This window comes from Acinetobacter sp. SM34, assembly GCF_022012365.1.
In the GTDB taxonomy this organism is placed as follows: Bacteria; Pseudomonadota; Gammaproteobacteria; order Pseudomonadales; family Moraxellaceae; genus Acinetobacter.
Genome location: NZ_JAKLTP010000015.1, coordinates 25,277 through 47,078, shown reverse-complemented (window position 1 = coordinate 47,078; position 21,802 = coordinate 25,277). Strand labels below are relative to the sequence as shown.

Annotated in this window: 22 protein-coding genes, 1 pseudogene and 1 riboswitch; of the genes and pseudogenes, 19 read left to right on the top strand and 4 right to left on the bottom strand. The window is 45.6% G+C overall.

Features of this window, described 5'->3' with window-relative positions; translation table 11 throughout:
* The first annotated feature begins 6 nt into the window (after positions 1-6).
* The 4 genes and pseudogenes from LZZ98_RS12800 (at position 7) to LZZ98_RS12785 (ending at position 4,283) form a co-directional block, all read left to right on the top strand.
* A complete protein-coding gene (locus tag LZZ98_RS12800; RefSeq protein WP_237788176.1) occupies positions 7-669 on the top strand; it encodes a response regulator in 663 nt (220 codons plus the stop codon).
* On the top strand, positions 669-2,027 hold the full coding sequence (locus LZZ98_RS12795) for an ATP-binding protein (RefSeq protein ID WP_237788175.1): 1,359 nt from the start codon (positions 669-671) through the stop codon (positions 2,025-2,027). The genes LZZ98_RS12800 and LZZ98_RS12795 overlap by 1 nt, the downstream gene beginning before the upstream one ends.
* A gap of 105 nt (positions 2,028-2,132) precedes the next feature.
* Positions 2,133-3,003 (top strand): annotated as a pseudogene (locus LZZ98_RS15505) (IS982 family transposase).
* Positions 3,004-3,782: 779 nt separating this feature from the next.
* On the top strand, positions 3,783-4,283 hold the full coding sequence (locus LZZ98_RS12785; RefSeq protein ID WP_237788174.1) for a Dps family protein: 501 nt from the start codon (positions 3,783-3,785) through the stop codon (positions 4,281-4,283).
* A gap of 130 nt (positions 4,284-4,413) precedes the next feature.
* Here the strand turns inward: LZZ98_RS12785 and LZZ98_RS12780 are convergent, their stop codons facing one another.
* The gene (locus LZZ98_RS12780; RefSeq protein ID WP_237788173.1) at positions 4,414-5,043 is read right to left on the bottom strand and encodes a class I SAM-dependent methyltransferase; all 630 of its coding nucleotides are present in this window, start codon (positions 5,041-5,043) and stop codon (positions 4,414-4,416) included.
* 553 nt (positions 5,044-5,596) lie between these two features.
* Positions 5,597-5,917: an ArsR/SmtB family transcription factor gene (locus LZZ98_RS12775; protein WP_237788215.1), complete on the bottom strand. Its 321-nt coding sequence runs from the start codon at positions 5,915-5,917 to the stop codon at positions 5,597-5,599.
* Positions 5,918-6,029: 112 nt separating this feature from the next.
* On the opposite strand from LZZ98_RS12775, the gene LZZ98_RS12770 reads away from it, so the two are divergent.
* From LZZ98_RS12770 to LZZ98_RS12735, 8 genes are all read left to right on the top strand, one after another.
* Positions 6,030-6,446 carry a YeeE/YedE family protein gene (locus tag LZZ98_RS12770; RefSeq protein ID WP_086176664.1) on the top strand — a complete coding sequence of 139 codons (417 nt, stop codon included), beginning with the start codon at positions 6,030-6,032 and terminating at the stop codon, positions 6,444-6,446.
* Positions 6,447-6,863: a DUF6691 family protein gene (locus LZZ98_RS12765; protein ID WP_237788172.1), complete on the top strand. Its 417-nt coding sequence runs from the start codon at positions 6,447-6,449 to the stop codon at positions 6,861-6,863.
* A gap of 2 nt (positions 6,864-6,865) precedes the next feature.
* Complete coding sequence (locus LZZ98_RS12760) at positions 6,866-7,738, top strand: MBL fold metallo-hydrolase (protein ID WP_237788171.1); 873 nt, start codon at positions 6,866-6,868, stop codon at positions 7,736-7,738.
* Positions 7,739-7,806: 68 nt separating this feature from the next.
* Positions 7,807-8,586 (top strand): sulfite exporter TauE/SafE family protein, encoded by a 780-nt coding sequence (locus LZZ98_RS12755; RefSeq protein ID WP_237788214.1) that lies wholly within the window; start codon positions 7,807-7,809, stop codon positions 8,584-8,586.
* 243 nt (positions 8,587-8,829) lie between these two features.
* Positions 8,830-9,225 carry a rhodanese-like domain-containing protein gene (locus LZZ98_RS12750; protein WP_237788213.1) on the top strand — a complete coding sequence of 132 codons (396 nt, stop codon included), beginning with the start codon at positions 8,830-8,832 and terminating at the stop codon, positions 9,223-9,225.
* A gap of 54 nt (positions 9,226-9,279) precedes the next feature.
* The gene (locus tag LZZ98_RS12745; RefSeq protein ID WP_092819707.1) at positions 9,280-9,615 is read left to right on the top strand and encodes a carboxymuconolactone decarboxylase family protein; all 336 of its coding nucleotides are present in this window, start codon (positions 9,280-9,282) and stop codon (positions 9,613-9,615) included.
* A gap of 240 nt (positions 9,616-9,855) precedes the next feature.
* Positions 9,856-10,473, top strand: a complete 618-nt coding sequence (locus LZZ98_RS12740) for a cytochrome b/b6 domain-containing protein (RefSeq protein ID WP_237788170.1) — start codon at positions 9,856-9,858, stop codon at positions 10,471-10,473.
* 253 nt (positions 10,474-10,726) lie between these two features.
* A complete protein-coding gene (locus tag LZZ98_RS12735; protein WP_237788169.1) occupies positions 10,727-10,891 on the top strand; it encodes a hypothetical protein in 165 nt (54 codons plus the stop codon).
* Positions 10,892-11,206: 315 nt separating this feature from the next.
* Here LZZ98_RS12735 and LZZ98_RS12730 read toward each other — a convergent pair whose 3' ends face one another.
* Positions 11,207-11,884 carry a type 1 glutamine amidotransferase domain-containing protein gene (locus LZZ98_RS12730; RefSeq protein WP_237788168.1) on the bottom strand — a complete coding sequence of 226 codons (678 nt, stop codon included), beginning with the start codon at positions 11,882-11,884 and terminating at the stop codon, positions 11,207-11,209.
* Positions 11,885-12,020: 136 nt separating this feature from the next.
* Positions 12,021-12,905, bottom strand: coding sequence for a LysR family transcriptional regulator (locus LZZ98_RS12725; RefSeq protein ID WP_237788167.1), 885 nt, complete (start codon positions 12,903-12,905; stop codon positions 12,021-12,023).
* 174 nt (positions 12,906-13,079) lie between these two features.
* Here LZZ98_RS12725 and LZZ98_RS12720 point away from each other — a divergent pair, with 174 nt between their 5' ends.
* The 7 genes from LZZ98_RS12720 (at position 13,080) to LZZ98_RS12690 (ending at position 21,205) form a co-directional block, all read left to right on the top strand.
* Positions 13,080-14,609, top strand: a complete 1,530-nt coding sequence (locus LZZ98_RS12720) for a CoA-acylating methylmalonate-semialdehyde dehydrogenase (protein WP_237788166.1) — start codon at positions 13,080-13,082, stop codon at positions 14,607-14,609.
* An 11-nt stretch (positions 14,610-14,620) separates the two neighbouring features.
* Positions 14,621-15,511 (top strand): 3-hydroxyisobutyrate dehydrogenase, encoded by an 891-nt coding sequence (gene mmsB / locus LZZ98_RS12715; RefSeq protein WP_237788165.1) that lies wholly within the window; start codon positions 14,621-14,623, stop codon positions 15,509-15,511.
* Positions 15,512-15,596: 85 nt separating this feature from the next.
* Complete coding sequence (locus LZZ98_RS12710) at positions 15,597-17,246, top strand: AMP-binding protein (RefSeq protein WP_237788164.1); 1,650 nt, start codon at positions 15,597-15,599, stop codon at positions 17,244-17,246.
* 60 nt (positions 17,247-17,306) lie between these two features.
* The gene (locus LZZ98_RS12705; protein WP_237788163.1) at positions 17,307-18,434 is read left to right on the top strand and encodes an acyl-CoA dehydrogenase family protein; all 1,128 of its coding nucleotides are present in this window, start codon (positions 17,307-17,309) and stop codon (positions 18,432-18,434) included.
* 22 nt (positions 18,435-18,456) lie between these two features.
* Positions 18,457-19,230 carry an enoyl-CoA hydratase gene (locus tag LZZ98_RS12700; protein WP_237788162.1) on the top strand — a complete coding sequence of 258 codons (774 nt, stop codon included), beginning with the start codon at positions 18,457-18,459 and terminating at the stop codon, positions 19,228-19,230.
* 21 nt (positions 19,231-19,251) lie between these two features.
* Positions 19,252-20,277 carry an enoyl-CoA hydratase/isomerase family protein gene (locus LZZ98_RS12695; RefSeq protein WP_237788161.1) on the top strand — a complete coding sequence of 342 codons (1,026 nt, stop codon included), beginning with the start codon at positions 19,252-19,254 and terminating at the stop codon, positions 20,275-20,277.
* Positions 20,278-20,608: 331 nt separating this feature from the next.
* A complete protein-coding gene (locus LZZ98_RS12690; protein WP_237788160.1) occupies positions 20,609-21,205 on the top strand; it encodes a GNAT family N-acetyltransferase in 597 nt (198 codons plus the stop codon).
* A gap of 447 nt (positions 21,206-21,652) precedes the next feature.
* Positions 21,653-21,783, top strand: a riboswitch (guanidine-I (ykkC/yxkD leader).
* The last annotated feature ends 19 nt before the right edge of the window (positions 21,784-21,802 follow it).

The window sequence follows — 21,802 nt, the reverse complement described above, 5'->3', positions numbered from 1 at the left end:
TCAGACGTGAGAATATTGTTAGTTGAAGACGATGCCTTACTGGCTAAGGCGACAGCACGGGGCTTAGACCATGCAAATTTTGTGGTCGATATAGCCACCACAGCAGAGCAAGCCTATCATTTTTTGGCGAGTTATGATTATCAGTTTATTTTGCTTGATTTAGGTTTGCCAGACCGGAATGGATTGGAAGTTTTAAAGTCACTGCGCCGTAAAAAGAATAAAGTAGGCGTTATTATTCTGACTGCTCAGGATAAAATTCAGGAGCGTATTTCAGGTTTGGATGCAGGAGCAGATGATTTTGTAGTTAAGCCATATGATTTGTATGAAGTAATTGCACGGATTCAAGCGGTATTGCGCCGTATTTCAGGTCAAGTGAGTGATTTGATTCAGATTGGCAATATTGCAGTTAATAAAGCGACCAAACAGGTACTAAGAGATCAAACTGAAGTTGAATTAACTCAGAAAGAATTTCACTTGCTGGAACTCTTTATTTTTAACCGTGGCCGGATTATTTCACGGGAGAGCATAGAAAACTCATTTTATGCCTATGATGCAGATGTAAGCAGTAATGTGATCCAGGTCTATATTCATAATTTACGGCGCAAGCTTGGGAAAAACATTGTCCGTACAGTGCAGGGTTTTGGCTATATTATGGATGAAAACTATTGATGGCCAATTTCATCCGCAGTTATTCGTTGACCCGGCGTTTATCATTGATTTTACTGGTTATCACCGCCACTGTCTGGGTGGGTAGTCTAGGCTGTATCTACTGGGGAATGCAGCGCACGGCGAACAATATATTTGATAAATCACTGGTCGAAACCGCCCATGCTTTACTCTCGACCACTTCAAGTTCACTGGAGGGGCGAACCCCTGACCATACTGTCATCGAGAAAGCTCAAGGTGAGCATTATAATCAGATTATATTTCAGATTTGGCATCATAATGGCAAGTTGATTTATCGTTCGGTTGGCGTTGACACACACCCGTTTGTTCAGCAAGCCAACTTTGGCTGGATTAAGATTCACAATCAAACCTATCGCAGTTATTCGGTTTGGGACAGCACCCACACTATACAAGTACAAATTGCACAGGTCTGGACTATCCGTCAGGATATCCAGAGAGATATGCTGTTATTTTTAATAGGGGTTTCAGCATTTTTTTTACCATTATTGTCCTGGCTGATTTTGCAGACCGTACGTAGCAATTTGTCCACTGTATTCAGTATCAGTCAAAATCTGGAAAAGCAGTCGATTGAACATTTAAAACCCATCAACCCTGTCGTGCCCAAAGAAATCGAACCTTTGGTGAAGTCATTAAATACATTATTGAGTGAAGTTGCAGAAAGCATGCAACGTGAAAAACGTTTTACCTCAAATGCAGCCCATGAGTTACGTACACCTTTGGCGGCGATCCGTCTGCATGCACAAGTTTTGCAGAGTGCACGTTCGACTGAGGAGGCACGAGAAGCAGCAGAGGACATTATCATTGGCATTGATAAGGCCTCACGAATGATCACGCAGTTACTGACGTTGGCCCGGATAGAACCCAATGGTCAACAAATTCAAGGCCCGGTTGATCTGGTTAATATGATTCAAAGTACCCTTGCGATGATGGATTTTCAGCTTCGTCAGGCAAAGATTGACTTACAGTTACAACTGGAGTCGGCCCTGGTCATGGCACAAATGGATCAATTGGAAATTATGCTCCGTAATCTTTTAGAAAATGCCATTATCTATCGTAGCCAGGAACGTCCGTGTCTCATTAAAATTAGTTGTGGCTGTGTTGAAAATTATAGTTTTGTGCAGATTGAGGACAATGGAATCGGTTTGGATGAAGCACAAATACCTCTGATTTTTCAAAGATTTTATCGAGTGAATCAGAATAGTACAGTTATTGGCAGTGGTCTAGGCTTATCGATTGTTAAGCAAATTGTCGATCTATACCACGGAAAAATTGAGTCACGCCGGGCAGATGCCATTGGCGGTCTGGTGATCAGGATTGAGTTTAAAATCAAAAATAAATAACGGCACTATAAATAACCCGAATCGCGGATAAGAAATGGACTTAAAAAACAGCAGGACTAGAGCCATCAGTTGAGTTACCACAAAAAACTTACAACTCTAGTCCTGATGTTCAATAGTACCGAATTATTTTGCGTAATTGATGATTTCTTTCTTAAATTTGAAGCAATGTATTGGAAATTTCTAAAGCAAAGCAATCACTGCTTAAGAATCCGAAAAGCACAACTGAGTATCTCTGAAATCATCTTTATTGCCATTTGGTATAAGTATTCTCACTTCAATAATTTCAAAGCATTTTTTTCATGGTTGAAACAGGATAAAAGTCATTTATTTAAGAGCTTACCCTGTTATCAACGCATGATTCACCTGATTAATATGCATCAATTAGCACTATATGCTTTACATGTAGCTGTAATGAAAGCTAAACATAGCCAATATTTGTGGATTGATTCAACGACTCTGCCTGTCTGTAAAAATCAGCGTATTCAGCGTCATAAATCATTAGCCAAGATCGCATCACGGGGTAAAAAGTTCAATGGGCTGGTTTTATGGCTGTAAATTACATATCGTGATGAATCAATTTGGTGAAATCGTGTGTTCTGCATTATCCAATGGGCATGTTGCTGATATTAAAATGGTTGAACAATGAGTTGAAGGTTTACAGGCGAAACTCTATGCGGATCGTGGCTACATCAGTCAGGAATTAAAAAGGAAACTGAAAGAACAAGGCATTGATTTGATTACCTATCATCGAAAGAACATGCAATCTGTTCAACTCTGTGTATCAGATGAATATCACTTAAAGCAGCGAAATAGAATAGAAACATTATTCAGCCTATTGAAGGGACAATACAATTTAGTGACGAGTAGAGCACGTAGTATTTGTGGATTTCTAGGAGGGATTTATGCTTCATTGTGCGCATATCAATTAACCCATCGAAATAAGCCAACCATTCGAGTAATGGAATCATTGGCTTAAACAGGATTCGGGTTAAATAGTATCCCAGAGTAATTTTTAAAATTGTAAATTAGGTTGTCACCACTACGTGTAGCGACAGAGGTCAAATAAGCCCGCGATCCTACACTTAGATAAGGGGCTGTAATATGACAGTGGAAATCGGCATAAATTTTATTAAAAGCATAACTTGATTTCTATGGTGTGTTGAGAATTGGGTTAATAAGACTATTTCGTTTATAGTTTCATCATGGATAGATACATGCTTACAGATGCTCAATGGGCGAAAATGGAACAACTCTGCCTCGGTAAAGTCACAGATTGTATACATAGCGGTACACATACTAAATTAGTTATTGAAGGAACTTGATCATGGTGGTGTAAAAGCAGTTATTCTTCCCAAAAACTAAGCTTAAAGTTCAGCGTATATCTGATCGTTGTATGTATCAATGGCGATATCTTATCGAAAATTAATTTTTTAAATTGAAATAATTCAAACGTATAGCCATACTTAGCTATAAAACATACTCAATTTTTGCTGCCATAATTTATATTTGTGCGAGCGTAATTAACTCTCGTTAATTCTCAATACATCTTGGTAAGATGTATGTTATTTATATAACTCAACAGAATACTAATGTTTGCAGCTTTGCTGATATCCTGCAGAATATTTGAATATGAGTCGACGGTTCAAAAATTTCTTTATCAGCGCTAAAGCACGTAGTCTCTATTGCTCAGGTCTTATAGAGCAGATTGAGCTAAATTAATATAAATATACCCTTAAAATAAAAGGAGTCTCAAAAATGGCGAGTTCTAAAAAAGAATCTAAAGCAATGAAAATTGATATTGGTATCTCTCATAGTGATCGTGCCAAAATTGTTGAAGGCTTATCCAAACTGCTAGCGGATAGCTATACCTTGTATTTGATGACCCATAACTTTCATTGGAACGTGACTGGGCCACAATTCAATAGCTTACATAACATGTTTATGACTCAATATACCGAACAATGGAATGCCCTGGATATTATTGCGGAACGAATTCGTGCATTGGGATTTCCTGCTCCAGGAACCTATAAACAATTTGTAAAATTAACTGCAATTAAAGAAGTAGAAGGTGTTCCTAAAGCCGAGGAAATGGTCAGCCTGCTGGTCAATGCACATGAAACTGTTGCACGCACTGCTCGAAGTCTCTTTCCCATCGTGGATGAAGTTAATGACCAGCCAACCGCGGATCTGATCACACAAAGACTAGAAGTCCATGAAAAAACAGCCTGGATGTTAAGAAGCCTGTTAGAAGAGTAACAATCTACTGCTATTCAACCGGTAGATATCTCCGCAAGCTTATCAATCAAGTGAACCATCTGTTACAAAAACAGATGGTTCTCATTTCTTGTAGATAAATTTGAGAGTGACTCAGCTCATACTTTAATGGTCAGCTTCGCTCTTTGATCACTTCAATCATAAATTGAATCACGTGGCTTTTGCCCTGATGTAATTGCCCTTCATAACGTTCTACATCTCCGACAAAAAAGTGAACAATATGATCGTCCTGAAACACTTCTAAAATTTCCTGAGGATCATACAGAAAATCAGGATTGCCAGGACCACCGGTTTTATAAGCAAATTGGGCTTTGGAATAGACCTCACCAATAAAATGACCGTGATTTTTTAGTGCCTGACGTACACCCTGCAAGGTTTTTAATCGGGTTGCTGGATCGACATGACCAAATACACACAGAATGTTGTCATATTGATCTTCTGGCCATTTCACTGTAGTCAAATCGACCTGCCGGCTTTGCAATTCAATCCCTTGTTCTTGCGCATATACCTGGGCATTTTCAAGAGCAACTTGCGAATAATCCCACGCCTCGGCACTAAATGCTAAATGTTTCTCTCGCGCTGTACGTGCTAAATACAGGATATTACGCCCCTCACCCTCTGCAATAGCCAAGGTACGGCCAGAAATCACATAACGCCGGCTGATGTCCTGAATAAATACATTTGCTTCTGAGCCATATAAATGTTGTGTTTCTCGATAACGTTTGTCCCACTCTTGATGCATTTGGATCACCCTGCTATTCAGTAAAATCTAAAAATACCTCATCGATTGTAACTACCCCAAATACATGTCGCTACAACAACAGCTTTGTCATCTTGCAGCATGATCTAAATTTTTTAATGCCAAACAACATGCACGACTAAAAGAAAATAAGCACAAACCTAAAAAGCCTAATTCTTTAAATGAGCTGATGGTACAGCGGTTTAACTTCGCCGATTGATGCCAAGATTCAAGCCTAAATTAGATGGCTATGATGCAATTCGCTTGGTTCAGCGGGATAAATACTGTCGCATTGATGTAAAGAATACAGATCCACTCCAGCACAGTTGGAAGGTGTCGAATAGGGTTATGTTGCACATGCAGACTTTAATGCTGCACCTAACATTTTAATGGCGGGACACGCCAAATGGTCTGTGGAGGGAGTCTGCGTTAAAGGTCACCCTGTGAAACAGAAAGCAAGTAAAAATCCGTGGGAAAATCAGCTAAAGGCTTTTGCTTTTAGAATCCCTGAAAAACCCTGTTTGGCCAGGAGTGATCTGAAAGTGGGGGAGTTATGTCAATCACAATCCTGGCTGCAGTACACTTCATATAGGGTCTGCATGATTTTGAGCACCCGTATATCACTGAATTGATAAAAAATCTGTTTGCCTTCCCGTCGTGTTGATACGATCTGGCTGTTTCTTAATACAGTCAGCTGTTGTGACAAGGTGGGTTGGTGGATATCCGTACGTTGTTCTATGTGCTGTACATTCAGCTCGCCATCGACCAAGACACAGAGAATTTTAAGACGGTCAGGGTTGGATAAAACTTTCAGACAATCACTGACCAACTCAACTTGTGAAAAGTCTATTTGTACTTTTAAAGGTGCAGGGTTCATGTAGGTGTCCTGATAAGCCATGATGAGATACAAAAAAAATCAGCATTTCCGCTTGAATATTTTTATTTATTATATAATATAAATATATATATTGTAAATGAGTAGATTTACTATGCATGATTTTCTCATCGCATTTCTCGGCGGATTATTACTGGGAGTAGCGGTGGTCGGCTATCTCTATGTGCATGGCCGTATTGCAGGGATCAGCGGATTGATTGGACAGGTACTGAATCCACAGACCGTGTTTAAAACCCCGGCAATCTGGTTTATGTCAGGTTTGATTGTCACGCCCTTTATTTATGGATTATTTGTCCAGCCTGAAATCGAGTTGAATGCCAGTCCGCTGATGATGATCATCGCAGGTCTGCTGGTTGGCTTTGGTACGCGCCTGGGTTCAGGATGTACCAGTGGTCATGGGATTTGCGGGATGAGCCGTTTATCGAAGCGTTCTATCCTGGCCACCATGAGCTTTATGTTCGCTGGTTTTGTCACGGTTTATATCATTCGCCATATTACAGGAGCTTTCTAAATGAAGAATTTTCTGGCTTTCATTTTCGGCGGTTTGTTTTCTGTGGGGCTGATGGTCTCCGGGATGTCGAATCCGGAAAAAGTGCTCGACTTCCTGGATCTGTTTGGGGACTGGGATGCCAGCCTGGCCTTTGTGATGATGGGTGCAATTGTTGTAGCCTTTATTCCCTTTCAAAAAGCGCTACGCAGCCAGGCACCGAAAACGATCTTTAATGAACCGATCGATTTGCCAAAGAATAACAAGATTGATCCTAAACTGATTTCGGGCAGCCTGCTCTTTGGTATCGGTTGGGGGATTGCCGGGATATGTCCTGCACCAAGTTTTACCTTGATTGGTCTTGGGCATTATCAGGTTCTGTATTTTATTGTCGCGATGCTTGCAGGCGTGTTGATTCACCGTAAGTGGGCAGGAGCCTAATCATGTCAAATTCCCCAGTTGTAAAAGACTTTTTTCATGAAGATACCAATACGTTCAGTTATGTGGTGAGTGATCCTTCAACGAAAGCCTGCGCAATTATTGACAGTGTGCTGGATTATGATGCTGCATCGGCCAGCACCTCGACCAGACATGCCGATCAGATCATTGCCTATGTCAAAGCGCAGGGTTTAACAGTCGAGTGGATTCTGGAAACCCATGTCCATGCCGATCACTTGACTGCGGCGCAGTATCTCAAAGCTGCACTGGGGGGCAAGATTGCCATGAGCCAGAAAATTGCGATGGTACAGGAGACCTTTGCTGCAATTTATCATCTGGATATCAAGCAATGGAATACCCAGCAGTTATTTGACTACCTGTTTGAGGATGATGAGAAATTCCAGCTTGGTTCCATCGAGGCATATAACATTCCCACCCCTGGACATACGCCAGCCTGCTTGAGTTATGTCATCGGTGATGCCGTGTTTGTGGGCGATACCTTGTTTATGCCGGATTATGGCACGGCACGCTGTGACTTTCCGCGTGGCAGTGCAGCCATGCTGTTTGATTCGGTACAGCGCCTGTTTGAATTGCCGCAGACTACCCGGGTGTATCTATGCCATGACTATTTGCCAGAAACACGGAATAGTTATGTGTGTGAGACGGATATCCAGACGCAAAAAAACCGCAATATTCATATTCATCATGGCACGACCAAAGCTGAATTTGTCGAGATGCGTAACAAGCGCGATGCAGGTTTGAGTATGCCCAAACTGATTCTGCCTTCGATTCAGATCAACATGAAAGCAGGACAGTTCCCTGAACCGGAAGAGAATGGGGTTTCTTATTTAAAGCTTCCGCTGAATTACTTCAAATAGGCAAGTTTCAGGATTAAACCAGCAGGTTCTTTTGTTGAACCACTGGAGTCAAAAGAGGTATAGGGGTGATGTGGTTGATACTGGAAGGGCTGGCCATCGGTGGCTTGCTGGGTTTAACCGGTGCGGGTGGCGGTATTCTGGCTGTACCTGCACTGATGGCGAGTCAGGGCTGGACGGTAGCACAGGCTGCACCTGTAGGCTTGCTGGCAGTGACCCTATCAGCACTGGTTGGAACATTTGAAGGTTTGTCCAAGCGCATCGTGCGTTATCGTGCTGCGCTCTGGATTGCGCTGATCAGTATTCCTTCAGCACGTTATGGCGTGCATCTGGCTGGAATTATCTCTCCTGTATGGCTCACGCTGGCTTTCAGTTTGGTGATGCTGATAATCGCTTACCGGATCTTCTTTAATAAAGTCCATGATCATGGAAATGCACTGTGCAAGGTCAATCAAACGACTGGTCGCCTGATCTGGAATATGAAAACTGCATTATCTCTCGGCGCCATTGGTGTCGTGGCAGGTCTACTGACCGGTTTGCTTGGGGTGGGTGGGGGATTCGTGATTGTTCCGGCACTACGTAAAGTGACTGACCTGGATATGCGCAGCATCGTTGCAACTTCGCTGATGATTATTTTCCTGATAGGCGGTGTCAGTATTTCTGTACACGTACTGGATGGCTTTCAATACCCTGTTTCGGTCACGCTAACTTTCGTTCTGGCTTGTATTGTGGGCATGTTAATAGGACGTCATGCGATGCACCGAATAGACAGTAATCTGGTGCAGAAAATTTTTGCCACGACCGTGATTGGGGTAGCAATGTATTTAATCTATTCAGCGCTCATGGGCTAGTTCCGCCCGCTGTCTGGATAAGAATGCGTGAGTTGAATCAGCCTGGATGCGACTGTCATCAGGTTGAACATCAAGCAAGTGTAACATCTGAAAGCACTTTAGCAGCTAGGGTCTGCATGGCCTGATCGTGGCAAGAGGGCTGAAACTGCCGGTTGGGAATTTAAACTAAACCTCTTTTAATCTACCTGATTATATTTTATAAAATATGAATATGATTTTAATGGCTGAGGAAGAATGAAAATGATGAAAACTGCAGAGCAATTGATCCAGAATGCAAAAAGCCGGATTCAGGAAGTGAGCGTAGATGAACTGTTTGAAGTGATGAAAAACCATAAAACCATTCTGATTGATGTTCGGGAACCGGATGAATTTCAGGCGGCAGCGATAGACCGGGCGGTGAATTATCCTCGTGGTGTTTTAGAAATGAGAATTCACCAGCATCCTGTGGCGAGCCATCATTGCGATACCCTGCAGGCACTGGAATATCTTAAAGATCAGCCGATCTATCTGATCTGTGGCACGGGTGGACGTTCAGCATTGGCAACCGATACCTTACAGAATATGGGTTTTACCCAGGTCAAGTCTGTGCATGGCGGTTATCAGGCCTGGCTGCAACAGGGCTATCCGGTAGAAAAATAAGCTATTGAATAGGTGAACAACCTTATTGTTGATTGTTTAATGTGAGAGGCAGTGATGAAATACAAAGAATTAACCCAGAACATTTCAGGCAGTTTAAGAACCTTAACTCAGGATTCACCTGATTTAATGAAAAGTTTTAATCAGTTGTCTCAGACGGCTATGCGTGACGGCGTGATTGATCCCAAAACCAAGGAAATGATTGCTCTGGGGATTGGTGTTGCATCGCGTTGTGATGGTTGTATCGGTTTTCATGTCAGAACCCTGGTTAAAATGGGGATGACCCTGCAGGAGCTGGAAGAGCTTTTAGGTGTTGCTGTATATATGGGCGGTGGGCCGTCATTGATGTATGCTGCAAATGCACTGGATGCCTTTAAAGAGTTTTCCAGCTGATAGGAAACGGGTCAATGGAGGGCTGGCAATCCTGCCGAGCTTAGAATGAGGCTGATGGAATAACAGGTAACAAATCACAAAAGAAACCTGCTTATTGAGGCTTCCTGACATTGATCTTGATCAGATTTCCTCATGCTAAAAAGTGCGCTTCAACAAGCGCACTTTTTTGGCTGTATCTTAAGATTCAACTCAGCTTGAGTTGCTATGCTGTACCTAAAATAAAGTCAGCACAGGTTTTTTATGCTTCAGCGTACAACCACTTCTTCAACGGATTTATTGATTCGGTTTCTGCATATTGTCATCATGTTGAGTTTTACCGGGGCTTATCTGACTGGGGATGCAGAAGAATGGCATCAAATCCATATGGCCTTTGGCTATACCCTCGGAATCAGTCTGATATTAAGAATTTTATGGCAGTTTGGCGCTCCTCGACTGGCCCATACTCAGCCTTCAGGGCCAAGCCGACGATTGCAGGTGATCAAGCCTTTTGTACAGCGTTATTGGGCACAGCCGCAGCAATGGCTTTCGCCAACATTTTTAAAAGCTGCCAGTTCTAGCCTGTTTCAGCTCAGCATACTGGGTATTTTTCTCCTGCTGCCTTTAACGGTGCTGGCCGGCTTTTTGACCGACTATACCTATAGCCATACCTTAAAAGAAATTCATGAGCTCTTTGCCAATCTGTTTTTAGCCAGTGTGTTGCTGCATTTGGCAGCGTTGACACTGAATAGTGTTTTGCTTAAAAAATGGCTGGCAAAACGGATGTTCTGGGGGATCGAATCGCATTCATGGTTCACCCTGTTTGCTGCACTCTTTTCACTGGGCGTGTTGATAGCTTTCTGGTTTTTCTATTTTAGCTAAGCTGATATGAACGCAGAACAGAGAAGTCGATGAGATTTAAACATCTCCTTTGACACATTGAGATAGTTCATAACATCAAATGACAAAACATTGATGGCATGGATCGTTTAAATGGGATGAGTTCTGATGGGGTGGTAGAGTAATGAAAGTAATTAAGTTTTTAGCTTATTGGATAATCACCATTATTCAGTTTTTTGGAGTTTATACCTATTTCAATGAGGTACTTGATTGGCATGGTATAGTGGGAATAATCGTGGCGATTATTACAGCGGGGATTCCTGTTGTTGGCACGACTGTGGGTGTGCTTGGCGTACATTATGGATGGGATTGGACTTGGCCTGCGGCTTTGGCATTGTACTTATGTCCGTACATTTTGATGGGCCTGATTATTCTTTTATATACCCTGTTTGACCATTGATCGCTCGTAGCATGACGGATCTGAAGGCTGAGCCCATCTGCGCTGTCTGCTGCTAGGGCTTGATGAAGCCACAGCAACAATACCGCATGTACGCTGCTGTGACAGAATCACCCTTGATTCTTTGCCTTCGACCCGCTCATAGATCGACCACATAGCATCGATTAATCTTTTATGGCGACAGATATTCAGTCTTGAGAGTGAATTAAACAAACCAGTTCAATAACGAATGCGTATTCTGATGAATCTGAACAGATCGTCTGCATGTCCATAAAAACGACATATTGATAGAGCTTCTTTCTAACCTGTACTGCCCCCCTATTGGAGTAATTTTAACAGTGCTTCTGCTGTCGCAGCAGAAGAAGCCGGGTTTTGTCCGGTAATCAGTAAGCCATCTTGCTGTACATGCACCTGCCAATCCTCAGCTTTAGAATAATGCCCGCCATTTTCCCGGAGCATGTCTTCGACAAGAAAGGGAACAATTTCGGTCAGGCCAACCGCCGCTTCTTCAGTATTGCTAAAGCCTGTCACTGATTTGCCTTTTACAATAGGCTGGTCATCAGTGCTTTTTACATGACGGAGTACGCCGGGTGCATGACACACCAAGGCCAGCGGTTTATTCGCTTGCAGGGTTTGCTCAATCAGGGAAATCGAGGGCTGATCTTCGGCCAGATCCCATAATGGACCATGACCACCCGGATAAAATACCGCATCAAAATCGGCAATAGAGATTTCACTTAGTTTCCGGGTATTCGCCAAGGCCTGCATGGCCGATGTATCCGCTTCAAAACGCCGGGTGGTTTCAGTTTGTGCATCCGCTTCGCTGCTTTTCGGGTCTAGCGGTGGCTGCCCGCCTTTTGGAGAGGCCAAGGTGACTTCTGCACCGGCATCTACAAAGGTGTAGTAAGGAGCAGCGAGTTCTTCCAGCCAGAATCCGGTTTTCTTAGCGGTCTTACCAAGCGTGTCATGTGAAGTCAAAACCATCAGAATGTTCATATTATTTTCCTGTCTTTCTTTAACGTTTATACGCATCATCGCAAGTTAATTTAGCAATTCGCTGGCATGTAGATTGTTGTGATCCGTTCATTTGCTGTATCGAGATGTTGTTATTGAAATTGATTCAAGCTGTGATTTATCTACCCATTAACAGCCCTTGCTGAACATCGGCTTGTTTACGCAAAAAATCCCACACTAACTTAATTCTGGGCTCATGTTGTAAATCGACCAGAGTCAGCATCCAGAAAGTATGGGTAAAACTCAGCTGATCGCCCAGAACTTCTTCCAGTTCGCTTTTATCATGCACCAGAAATCGTGGCAAAATCGCCAGTCCGGCACCTGCACGCACTGCAATCTCCTGCGCCAGAATGCTGTTACTGCGAAAGCAGGCGCTGACCTGCAAGGGTAAACGTTCCAGCGAATACAGCGCAGCGCTATAAACCAGATCATCAATATAATCGACAAAGCGGTGCTGCTTGAGGTCTTCCAGTTTTTTAATTTTCGGATTTTTCTGTAAATAATGCTGACTGCCATACAGCTTTAGACAGTAATTCGACAGCCGGGTAATGATATAGGGTCCAGATTTAGGCCGGTCGATGGAAATGACAATGTCGGCTTCACGATGCGAAAGTTTAATGGTTTTCGGCACTGGAATCAGGTCAATGGTCAGCAACGGATAATGCTGGGAAAACTCTGCCAAAAGACCGGCCAGAAATGCCGTGCCGAATCCTTCCGGTGCTCCGATACGGACTCGACCTTGCAAGGGGTCATGCCGCTTGTCAATCTGGATAAAGGACTGTTCCATCTGTTCTACACGCGGTACCAGCGCCAAACCTTCCGAGGTCAGCTCATAACCGCTGGCTTCGCGTTTAAACAGTTGCGTACCCAAGGTACTTTCCAGCGCCTGAATCCGGCGTGCCACGGTACTGTGTTCAACCCCAATCAAGCGGGCTGCATTGGTGAGCGTTTTAGCACGTGCCAAAACCAAAAAAAAGCGTAAATGATCCCAATCTACTTTCATCTTCTATTTAACATCCTGTTAAATTCCTGTGCATATTTGCACAACCATCGTGCATCAATTTCTATTGGTGGTCAAAGTGTTCTTTGTTAGTCTGCTGGAACAGCGTAAAAAAATACGTTAAAAAAGCCAGTAAAGGCAGAGACAACGACAATAACAAACCAGCACGGAGCGACCATGAACGCTATTCATCATCCACAGCAAAGTACCGGATTCACCACCGCAAAACTCCTCATTAATGGTGAATTTGTCGAGTCACAAAGCAGCCATTGGCAAGATATTGTCAATCCTGCCACCCAGGAAGTCTTGGGTCAGGTGCCATTCGCAACCCCTGAAGAAGTCAATGCTGCGATTGCGGCGGCGCAAAATGCCTTTGCCAGCTGGCGCCAAACTCCGATTCAGGCGCGTATGCGCATCATGCTGAAACTGCAGGACCTGATCCGCAGTAATTTAAAAAGCATTGCCCAGGTCTTGACTGCTGAACAGGGCAAAACCCTGGCCGATGCCGAAGGGGATATCCAGCGCGGTCTGGAAGTGGTCGAGCATGCCTGTTCTATCGGTACTCTGCAAATGGGCGAGTATGTGGAAGGCGTGGCACGTGGGGTCGATACCTACACCTTGCAGCAACCACTGGGTGTCTGTGCCGGAATTACCCCGTTTAACTTCCCGGCGATGATTCCCCTGTGGATGTTCCCGATGGCCATTGTCTGCGGTAATACCTTTGTCTTAAAGCCTTCGGAACAAGACCCCCTGTCGACCATGATGCTGGTGGAGCTGGCGATTCAGGCCGGTGTCCCTGCTGGGGTACTGAATGTGGTGCATGGCGGTAAAGAAGTAGTGGATCTGCTGTGTACGCATCGTGACATCAAAGCCATTTCCTTTGTCGGTTCAACCGCAGTCGGTACGCATGTGTATAACCTTGCAGGCCAGCATGGCAAGCGTGTGCAGTCGATGATGGGTGCCAAAAACCATGTGGTGGTGATGCCGGATGCCAATAAAGAACAGACCTTGAATGCCTTGGTCGGTGCAGCTTTTGGTGCAGCAGGTCAGCGTTGCATGGCACTTTCCGTGGCCGTAATGGTTGGCGAGACCAAGCACTGGGTGGATGAACTGGTCAATAAAACCAAAACTTTGAAAGTCAATGCCGGACATGAACCCAATACCGACGTTGGACCGGTGATTTCAACCCGTGCCAAAGCCCGCGTGATTGATCTGATTAACAGCGGGGTTGAACAGGGCGCCGAACTGCTGCTGGATGGCCGTGATGTGCAGGTTCCAGGCTATGAACAAGGTAATTTTGTCGGACCAACGATTTTTAATCAGGTCACGACCGAGATGCGCATTTACAAGGAAGAAGTGTTTGGCCCGGTACTGGCGATCATCCATGTCGACACTTTAGAGCAAGCAATTGAGCTGATTAATGCCAATCCGTTTGGCAATGGCGTGGGACTATTCACTCAAAATGGCAATACGGCGCGCACTTTCCAAAACCAGATTGATATTGGTCAGGTCGGCATCAATATTCCAATTCCTGTACCGGTGCCATTCTTCAGCTTTACCGGATCACGCGGTTCAAAACTCGGCGATTTGGGTCCTTATGGCAAGCAGGCAGTGCAGTTCTATACCCAGACCAAAACCATTACCAGCCGCTGGTTTGAAGATGACCAGGAAACTACTGGTGTGAATACCACGATCAGTCTGCGTTAAGGAGCATCAGCATGAAGATTGCATTTATTGGTCTAGGCAATATGGGCGGCTCGATGGCGCAGAACCTGCTCAAGTCGGGACATCAGGTATTGGGTTATGACCTGAGTGAAACAGCACTACAGCATTTTGCAGCAGCCGGCGGCATCGTCTGTGACAGCCCGCAAGCCGCTGCCAAGCAGGCAGAGGTTGTGGTCAGTATGTTGCCCGCAGCCAAGCATGTTCGTGACGTCTATCTCAGTGAACACGGTATTTTGAACGTGCTTCAAGCGGGTAGTTTGTGTATCGATAGTAGCACCATTGACCCGCAAACCATTCAGGAGATTGCAGCAGCAGCGCAGGCCAAACAGGTTCGCGTCTGTGATGCACCGGTATCCGGGGGGACTTTGGGCGCCAAAGACGGTACATTGACCTTTATGGTCGGTGCAGATGCTGCCACCTTTGAAGCCGTCAAACCAGTCCTCAGTTGTATGGGTAAAAATCTGGTGCATTGTGGTGCTGTGGGTACAGGACAGGTGGCCAAAATCTGTAATAACCTGATTCTGGGCATTTCCATGACCGCCGTTGCAGAAGGAATGGCGCTTGGGGCCAAACTGGGGATTGATCCGCAGGCGCTGGCTGGCGTGATCAACAGTTCTACCGGACGTTGCTGGAGTTCTGAAATCTATAATCCCTGGCCAGATATCTGTGCCAATGCACCATCATCACGGGGTTATACCGATGGTTTTGCCGCGCAACTGATGCTGAAAGATCTGGGTCTGGCGGTCGATGCCGCGCAACAGGCCGAGCAGCCGGTAGTTCTGGGCAGCATGGTACAAAAACTCTACCAACAGCTGTGTCAGGACGGTCATGCCCATCTGGATTTTTCCAGCATCATGCATCAATACACCCCAACACCTGCTTAAGAACTTAATCATCCAATGGAGCAAGGATTCGCTTCATTAACAATACCTTGTCAGTAATAACGATAAATTCAGGCTGAGGTTGAACATGTTAGATTATCAAAAAACGGTTGAAAACTTTGATTTAGATGCGGTGGCAAAGCAGTATTTGTCCGGTTCGATGCAGGCAGTGAATGCCTGTTATGAATGTTGTGACCGGCATGCCGATTCCGATGCGATTGCCTTGTACTGGTATGGCAAAGATGGCCGCAAAGAACAATACAGCTTTCGTGAACTGAAGAAATATTCCAGTCAGTTTGCCAACTTTTTAAAATCACAGGGCATTGGTAAAGGTGACCGCGTTTCCGGCTTGTTGCCGCGCACCCCGGAGCTGATCATCACTATTCTGGCAACCTGGCGCATTGGCGCAGTGTATCAGCCTTTATTTACCGCCTTTGGCCCTAAAGCGATTGAGCATCGTATTCAGCTGGCGCAAAGCAAGCTGGTGGTCACAGACTTGGCCAATCGGGAAAAATTATCCGAGATTAGCCACTGCCCCCCGATTGTGACGGTACAGGCTGAACTGCAGGCCGAAGTCTATCCGCAGGATCTCAGCTTCTGGAGGGTGCTGAACCGGCAAGCGGAAAACTGTGAACTGGAAATGCTCGGTATCAATGAGCCATTTTTACTGATGTTTACCTCGGGCACCACCGGGCCAGCCAAACCGTTAAAAGTTCCGCTGAAAGCGCTGATTGCTTTTGCCGGCTATATGCACAATGCCATCGGTCTCACCGAGGACGACGCTTTCTGGAATATTGCCGATCCGGGCTGGGCCTATGGTTTGTACTACGCCATTACCGGGCCTTTATTACTCGGACACTCGACCCTGTTTTATGAAGGTGGTTTTAATGCCGAAAGTGTCTGCGAAATCGTCAAGGAATATGGCATCACCAATCTGGCTGGTGCACCGACCGCTTATCGCATGATGATGGCAGCGGACCCTGCCCAGATGGCCCAGCTGCACGGCAAGTTGCGCGTGGTCAGTAGTGCCGGAGAGCCTTTAAATCCGGAAGTGATCCGCTGGTTTAAAGAGGTGCTGGATGTGCCGATTTATGATCATTATGGCCAGACCGAAGTCGGGATGGTGGTGTGTAACCATCATGCACTGGAGCATCCGGTGCGTTCAGGTTCGGCAGGCTTTGCCAGCCCGGGTTACCGGATTGCCGTCGTGGATGAACAGGGCCATGAATTAGCGGCTGACGTTCCGGGTATTCTGGCGGTGGATATCAGCCAGTCGCCGATGATGTGGTTCTCGGGCTATGAAGAAAGCCGCAAATCTCCTTTTGTCGGCCGTTACTATTTAACCGGAGATACTGCGGAAATTCATGCCGATGGCAGTATGAGTTTTGTCGGACGCAGTGATGATGTCATTACCACCTCAGGCTATCGCGTCGGGCCATTTGATGTCGAGAGTGCCTTACTGGAGCATGACGCGGTGATCGAAGCGGCGGTGATTGGCGTACCTGATCCAGAGCGGACCGAAATCATTAAAGCCTTTGTGATTCTGGCCAGCCATTCTCCTGCAACTGCCGAGCTGCAACAGGAACTGGGACAGTTTGTGAAAAAGCGACTGTCTGCACATGCCTATCCGCGCCTGATCGAGTTTGTCACTGAACTTCCGAAAACCCCAAGTGGCAAGATTCAACGTTTCTTATTACGTAATCAGGAAATTAACAAGCAACAAGCCAAGACTGCATAAACCAGCCAAATTCAGCAGATTGAATAAAAGATCGAATTAAAGAGATTGAAGGAAGAATCAATGCAATTTACGGAAGAACAACAACTGATTCAGGACATGGCCAAGAGCTTTGCCCAGGAACAGATTAAACCGCATGCCGGCGAGTGGGATCAAAAAGGCATCTTTCCCAAAGATGCATTGGCTCAAATGGGACAGTTGGGTTTTCTGGGGATGCTGATTCCCGAGGAATGGGGGGGGGCAGGTACAGGCACATTGGCCTATGTGCTGGCACTGGAAGAAATCGCCGCAGCGGATGGCGCAACTTCTGCGATTATGAGCGTACACAACTCGGTGGGTTGTGTACCGATTTTCAAGTTCGGAACCGAACAGCAAAAGCAGCAATTTTTAAAACCTTTGGCCCAAGGGGAAATGATTGGTGCTTTTGCCCTGACCGAACCGCATACCGGCTCGGATGCTGCTGCGATTAAAACCCGCGCGGTCAAAGATGGCGATCACTACATCATTAATGGTGCCAAACAGTTTATTACCTCTGGAAATAACGCAGGGATGATTATTGTCTTTGCCATCACCGATCCGACTGCGGGCAAAAAAGGCATGAGTGCCTTTTTAGTGCCGCGCGATACTCCCGGCTATGAAGTGATCCGGGTGGAAGAGAAACTGGGCCTGCACGCTTCGGATACCTGCCAGATTGCCTTAACCGATGTGCGCATTCATGAAAGCTTAAGACTCGGTGCAGAAGGTGAAGGCCTGAAAATCGCTCTGGCCAATCTTGAAGGTGGACGGATTGGTATTGCCGCACAGGCGGTCGGACTGGCGCGTGCCGCTTTAGAAGAAGCCAGCAAATATGCGCATGAGCGCGTGGCCTTTGGCAAACCGATTTTTGAGCAGCAGGCGATTGCGTTCAGGCTGGCCAGCATGGCCACCGAAATTGAAGCTGCACGTCAACTGGTTCATTTTGCTGCACGTAAAAAGGAAGCCGGCGAAAGCTGTTTGACTGAAGCCTCCATGGCCAAGTTATTTGCTTCAGAAATGGCCGAACGCGTCTGTTCCAAGGCGCTACAAATTTTTGGTGGCTATGGCTATCTGAAAGATTTTCCGATTGAACGCATTTATCGCGATGCCCGAATTTGTCAGATCTATGAAGGCACCAGCGATATTCAGCGTCTGGTGATTGCACGCAGTTTATAAGGAATTAAAAAGGATTTTTATCATGCAATGGCAAACCATTTTACTCGAACAACGTAACGGTGTCGGACTGATTACCTTAAACCGTCCTCAGGCGTTAAATGCACTGAATAACCAGCTGATTGTCGAGGTCAATCAGGCACTCGATCAGCTAGAAAAAGACCCCGAAATTGGTTGTATCGTGATTACCGGTTCGGAAAAAGCTTTTGCTGCCGGTGCCGATATTAAGGAAATGGCAGATTTAACTTTCCCACAAATTTATCTGGACGATTTTTTCAGTCTGGCCGATCGCATCGCACAGCGCCGTAAGCCTTTGATTGCCGCGGTCAGTGGTTATGCCTTGGGTGGCGGTTGCGAGTTGGCGCTGATGTGTGACTTTATTTATTGCGCCGACAATGCAAAATTTGGTTTACCTGAAGTTACCTTAGGTGTGTTGCCCGGCATTGGCGGGACCCAGCGTTTAACCCTGGCCATCGGCAAGGCCAAAGCCATGGAAATGTGCCTGACCGCACGGCAAATGGGGGCACAGGAAGCCGAGCAAAGCGGTCTGGTGGCACGGGTATTTGTCAAGGAAGAACTGCTGCAACACACCCTGCAAGCGGCGGAAAAAATTGCCGAGAAATCCTTGCCGGCAGTGATGATGATTAAAGAGTCGATTAACCGGGCCTTTGAAGTCAGTCTGGCCGAAGGTCTGCGTTTTGAACGCCGGGTTTTCCATTCCATTTTTGCCAGTGCTGACCAGAAAGAAGGCATGCAGGCCTTTGTGGAAAAACGCCCAGCCCAATTTACCCATCAATAAAAATCATAATAGGAAAAAATAATGAGTGATGATAACAACTTAGAAATTCGGGTCGCAGGAGGTCTGGGCATCATTAGCCTGGACCGTAGCAGCCATTTAAATGCTTTAACCCTGCCGATGATTCAGGGTATTCAGGCACAACTCGATCAGTGGCGTCATGACCCGCAGGTACAAGCCGTGCTGATCAATTCCAACAGTCCGAAAGCGTTTTGTGCCGGAGGCGATATCCGTTATCTGTATGACAGCTATCAGGCCGGCAATACCCGATATCAGGATTTTTTCGCCACTGAATATGCCATGCTGAATACGCTGCGTCATTTTCCCAAACCTGTGATCGCGATGATGGATGGCTATGTACTGGGCGGAGGATTTGGATTGGCTCAGGCCTGTCATATCAAGGTGACCAGTGAAAAATCACGCTTTGCCATGCCAGAAACCGCGATTGGCTTCTTCCCGGATGTTGGTGCAACCCATTTTCTGTCCAGACTGGATGAAGTCGGTGTATATATGGCACTGACCGGTGAGCAGATCAGCAGCAGTGATGCGCTTTATCTGGATCTGGTCGATTATCATGTGCCGAGTGAGTGTTTTGCTGATTTAGAAGCGGCATTGAGTGCTGCGCCTATTTTAAACCCGGTGGAAATCCGCAAAATCATCAGTACATTTATCACCCATCCGCTAGAAAGCGAATTACAAAAACGCATCGACCCGATTAACCAGCATTTTTCCTATCCCCATCTGGACGAAATTGAACACAGTCTGGCCCATGCCAGCGATGCCCTCAATCAGGACTGGGCCAAGAAAATGCTGGCCCTCTTGCAGCAACGTCCGCTGATGGCAAAACAAGCCAGTCTGAAATTGCAGCAGACCGGTCAGAACCTGTCGCTGGAAAAATGTATGCAACTGGAACGGGATTTGCAGGATATCTGGTTAGAGCAGGGCGATTTTATTGAGGGTGTACGGGCACTGATCATTGATAAAGACAAAAATCCGCAGTGGCAAACAGATGCTACAAAATTCAAGCAAATTATGGACAGGCTATTCTAGTGCCAAACAGGGCACTCAGCTTCACCGGCAAAGTGCTGCTTTTCGGCAGGTGGTTTGGCTCTTGGACGGGTGGTACTGCTTTTGATAGGTGCATGAATCTGGAGAGATTGACTATACGCTGAAAAATATTTCCCCTTACTTTGCTTGATCGAAAGAGCAATGCGACGACTTGAAGAACAATTAAAACCCAGGAAAAACCAACAGTATTGCACTATTCTGGATGAGGCACATGCTTGGGCAGGTGATGCAAAAAATACATGCATGCATTGCCGAATCCAGTACATCAAGCAGAAAGTATAGGCCGCATTTCGGTCTAATGGGGGAGAGCAACATGCCGTGGATCAAACCGGTTGAATTAGTGGGTGAACAGGTCATTTTAAGACCGCTTGATTTAACCCAGGTCGAGGCACTTGTGGATGCGGTTCGCGATGGAGAACTCTGGAAGCTGTGGTATACGCATATTCCTGCACCAGAGCAAATGAGTACTGAAATTCAACGACGGCTGGCATTACAACAGTCGGGAAGTATGCTGCCTTTTTATATAGAAGATCGCAGCACAGGGCAGGCATTAGGCATGACCAGTTTTATGAATATTGAGTCGCTGCATCGACGTGTGGAAATTGGTTCTACCTGGTATCGGCAGTCCGTACAGCGCACACTGGTGAATACAGAATCTAAGCAGTTACTGCTTGCGCATGCCTTTGAACAATTGAATTGTATTGCGGTGGAATTCAGAACATCTTCTTTTAATGTTCGCAGTCAGGCCGCAATTTTACGCCTAGGGGCAAAGCTGGATGGTATCTTAAGAAGTCATCAGGTGGTGGCTGGCGATATTTTAAGAGACACCTATGTGTACAGTATTGTAAAACATGAGTGGCCTGCCGTTCGCCAAAACTTAAACTGGCTGATCAGTAAACCCCGCGGATAACAACTTCTCAAGTCCGCCATTTTTTAGCCAGCTGCCGCAACAGCAGTTGTCTGTTTAGCATCGGGTTAAGCGCTTGTGTTGATACATACCTGCAGGAAGCTGGATGTAATACAGCGCTAACCGGTTCTTATCACAAGCCGACCTTGATCGACTGGGTCTAAAGCAATGACATGATTTAAGCCTACTTCGGCATTCATCCGCCCTATTTCCACCTCAAGGGCATTTAAAAATTCCAGCGAATAGCGTGAGACAACAGGATCCAGTAGCGGAATTTTGATGGACAAAAGCTAAAAACCCAAGCTTTCAGCACTTCAAGCCAATTTGATTCATCATGGTGCAGGGCAGCGAAGATTACGTTGCAATGCCTGCTTTTATGCCCAATACAGTGTGATAAAAACAAAAAATCGTAATACTAAACTGGCACATCATTTGCATTTACCTCTCTAGCATAAAGTGATCTAGGGTTCCGGCAGTTATTTGGGCAATTATTTGCAAAAATACTGTGCCTGAGACCGAGAGTTCACGGCTTAGTTTTGATAAAAAACAGAGCTACACGGAGGGATAAAAGCCCGGGAGGTTGGAACTGAAACCTTAGAG

Bases quoted from the DNA above. Each gene is read 5' to 3' on its own strand.
- LZZ98_RS12795 (WP_237788175.1), top strand. From the start codon at position 669: ATGGCCAATTTCATCCGCAGTTATTCGTTGACCCGGCGTTTATCATTG.
- LZZ98_RS12785 (WP_237788174.1), top strand. From the start codon at position 3,783: ATGGCGAGTTCTAAAAAAGAATCTAAAGCAATGAAAATTGATATTGGT.
- LZZ98_RS12780 (WP_237788173.1), bottom strand. From the start codon at position 5,043: ATGCATCAAGAGTGGGACAAACGTTATCGAGAAACACAACATTTATAT.
- LZZ98_RS12775 (WP_237788215.1), bottom strand. From the start codon at position 5,917: ATGAACCCTGCACCTTTAAAAGTACAAATAGACTTTTCACAAGTTGAG.
- LZZ98_RS12770 (WP_086176664.1), top strand. From the start codon at position 6,030: ATGCATGATTTTCTCATCGCATTTCTCGGCGGATTATTACTGGGAGTA.
- LZZ98_RS12765 (WP_237788172.1), top strand. From the start codon at position 6,447: ATGAAGAATTTTCTGGCTTTCATTTTCGGCGGTTTGTTTTCTGTGGGG.
- LZZ98_RS12760 (WP_237788171.1), top strand. From the start codon at position 6,866: ATGTCAAATTCCCCAGTTGTAAAAGACTTTTTTCATGAAGATACCAAT.
- LZZ98_RS12755 (WP_237788214.1), top strand. From the start codon at position 7,807: ATGTGGTTGATACTGGAAGGGCTGGCCATCGGTGGCTTGCTGGGTTTA.
- LZZ98_RS12750 (WP_237788213.1), top strand. From the start codon at position 8,830: ATGAAAACTGCAGAGCAATTGATCCAGAATGCAAAAAGCCGGATTCAG.
- LZZ98_RS12745 (WP_092819707.1), top strand. From the start codon at position 9,280: ATGAAATACAAAGAATTAACCCAGAACATTTCAGGCAGTTTAAGAACC.
- LZZ98_RS12740 (WP_237788170.1), top strand. From the start codon at position 9,856: ATGCTTCAGCGTACAACCACTTCTTCAACGGATTTATTGATTCGGTTT.
- LZZ98_RS12730 (WP_237788168.1), bottom strand. From the start codon at position 11,884: ATGAACATTCTGATGGTTTTGACTTCACATGACACGCTTGGTAAGACC.
- LZZ98_RS12725 (WP_237788167.1), bottom strand. From the start codon at position 12,905: ATGAAAGTAGATTGGGATCATTTACGCTTTTTTTTGGTTTTGGCACGT.
- LZZ98_RS12720 (WP_237788166.1), top strand. From the start codon at position 13,080: ATGAACGCTATTCATCATCCACAGCAAAGTACCGGATTCACCACCGCA.
- mmsB (WP_237788165.1), top strand. From the start codon at position 14,621: ATGAAGATTGCATTTATTGGTCTAGGCAATATGGGCGGCTCGATGGCG.
- LZZ98_RS12710 (WP_237788164.1), top strand. From the start codon at position 15,597: ATGTTAGATTATCAAAAAACGGTTGAAAACTTTGATTTAGATGCGGTG.
- LZZ98_RS12705 (WP_237788163.1), top strand. From the start codon at position 17,307: ATGCAATTTACGGAAGAACAACAACTGATTCAGGACATGGCCAAGAGC.
- LZZ98_RS12700 (WP_237788162.1), top strand. From the start codon at position 18,457: ATGCAATGGCAAACCATTTTACTCGAACAACGTAACGGTGTCGGACTG.
- LZZ98_RS12695 (WP_237788161.1), top strand. From the start codon at position 19,252: ATGAGTGATGATAACAACTTAGAAATTCGGGTCGCAGGAGGTCTGGGC.
- LZZ98_RS12690 (WP_237788160.1), top strand. From the start codon at position 20,609: ATGCCGTGGATCAAACCGGTTGAATTAGTGGGTGAACAGGTCATTTTA.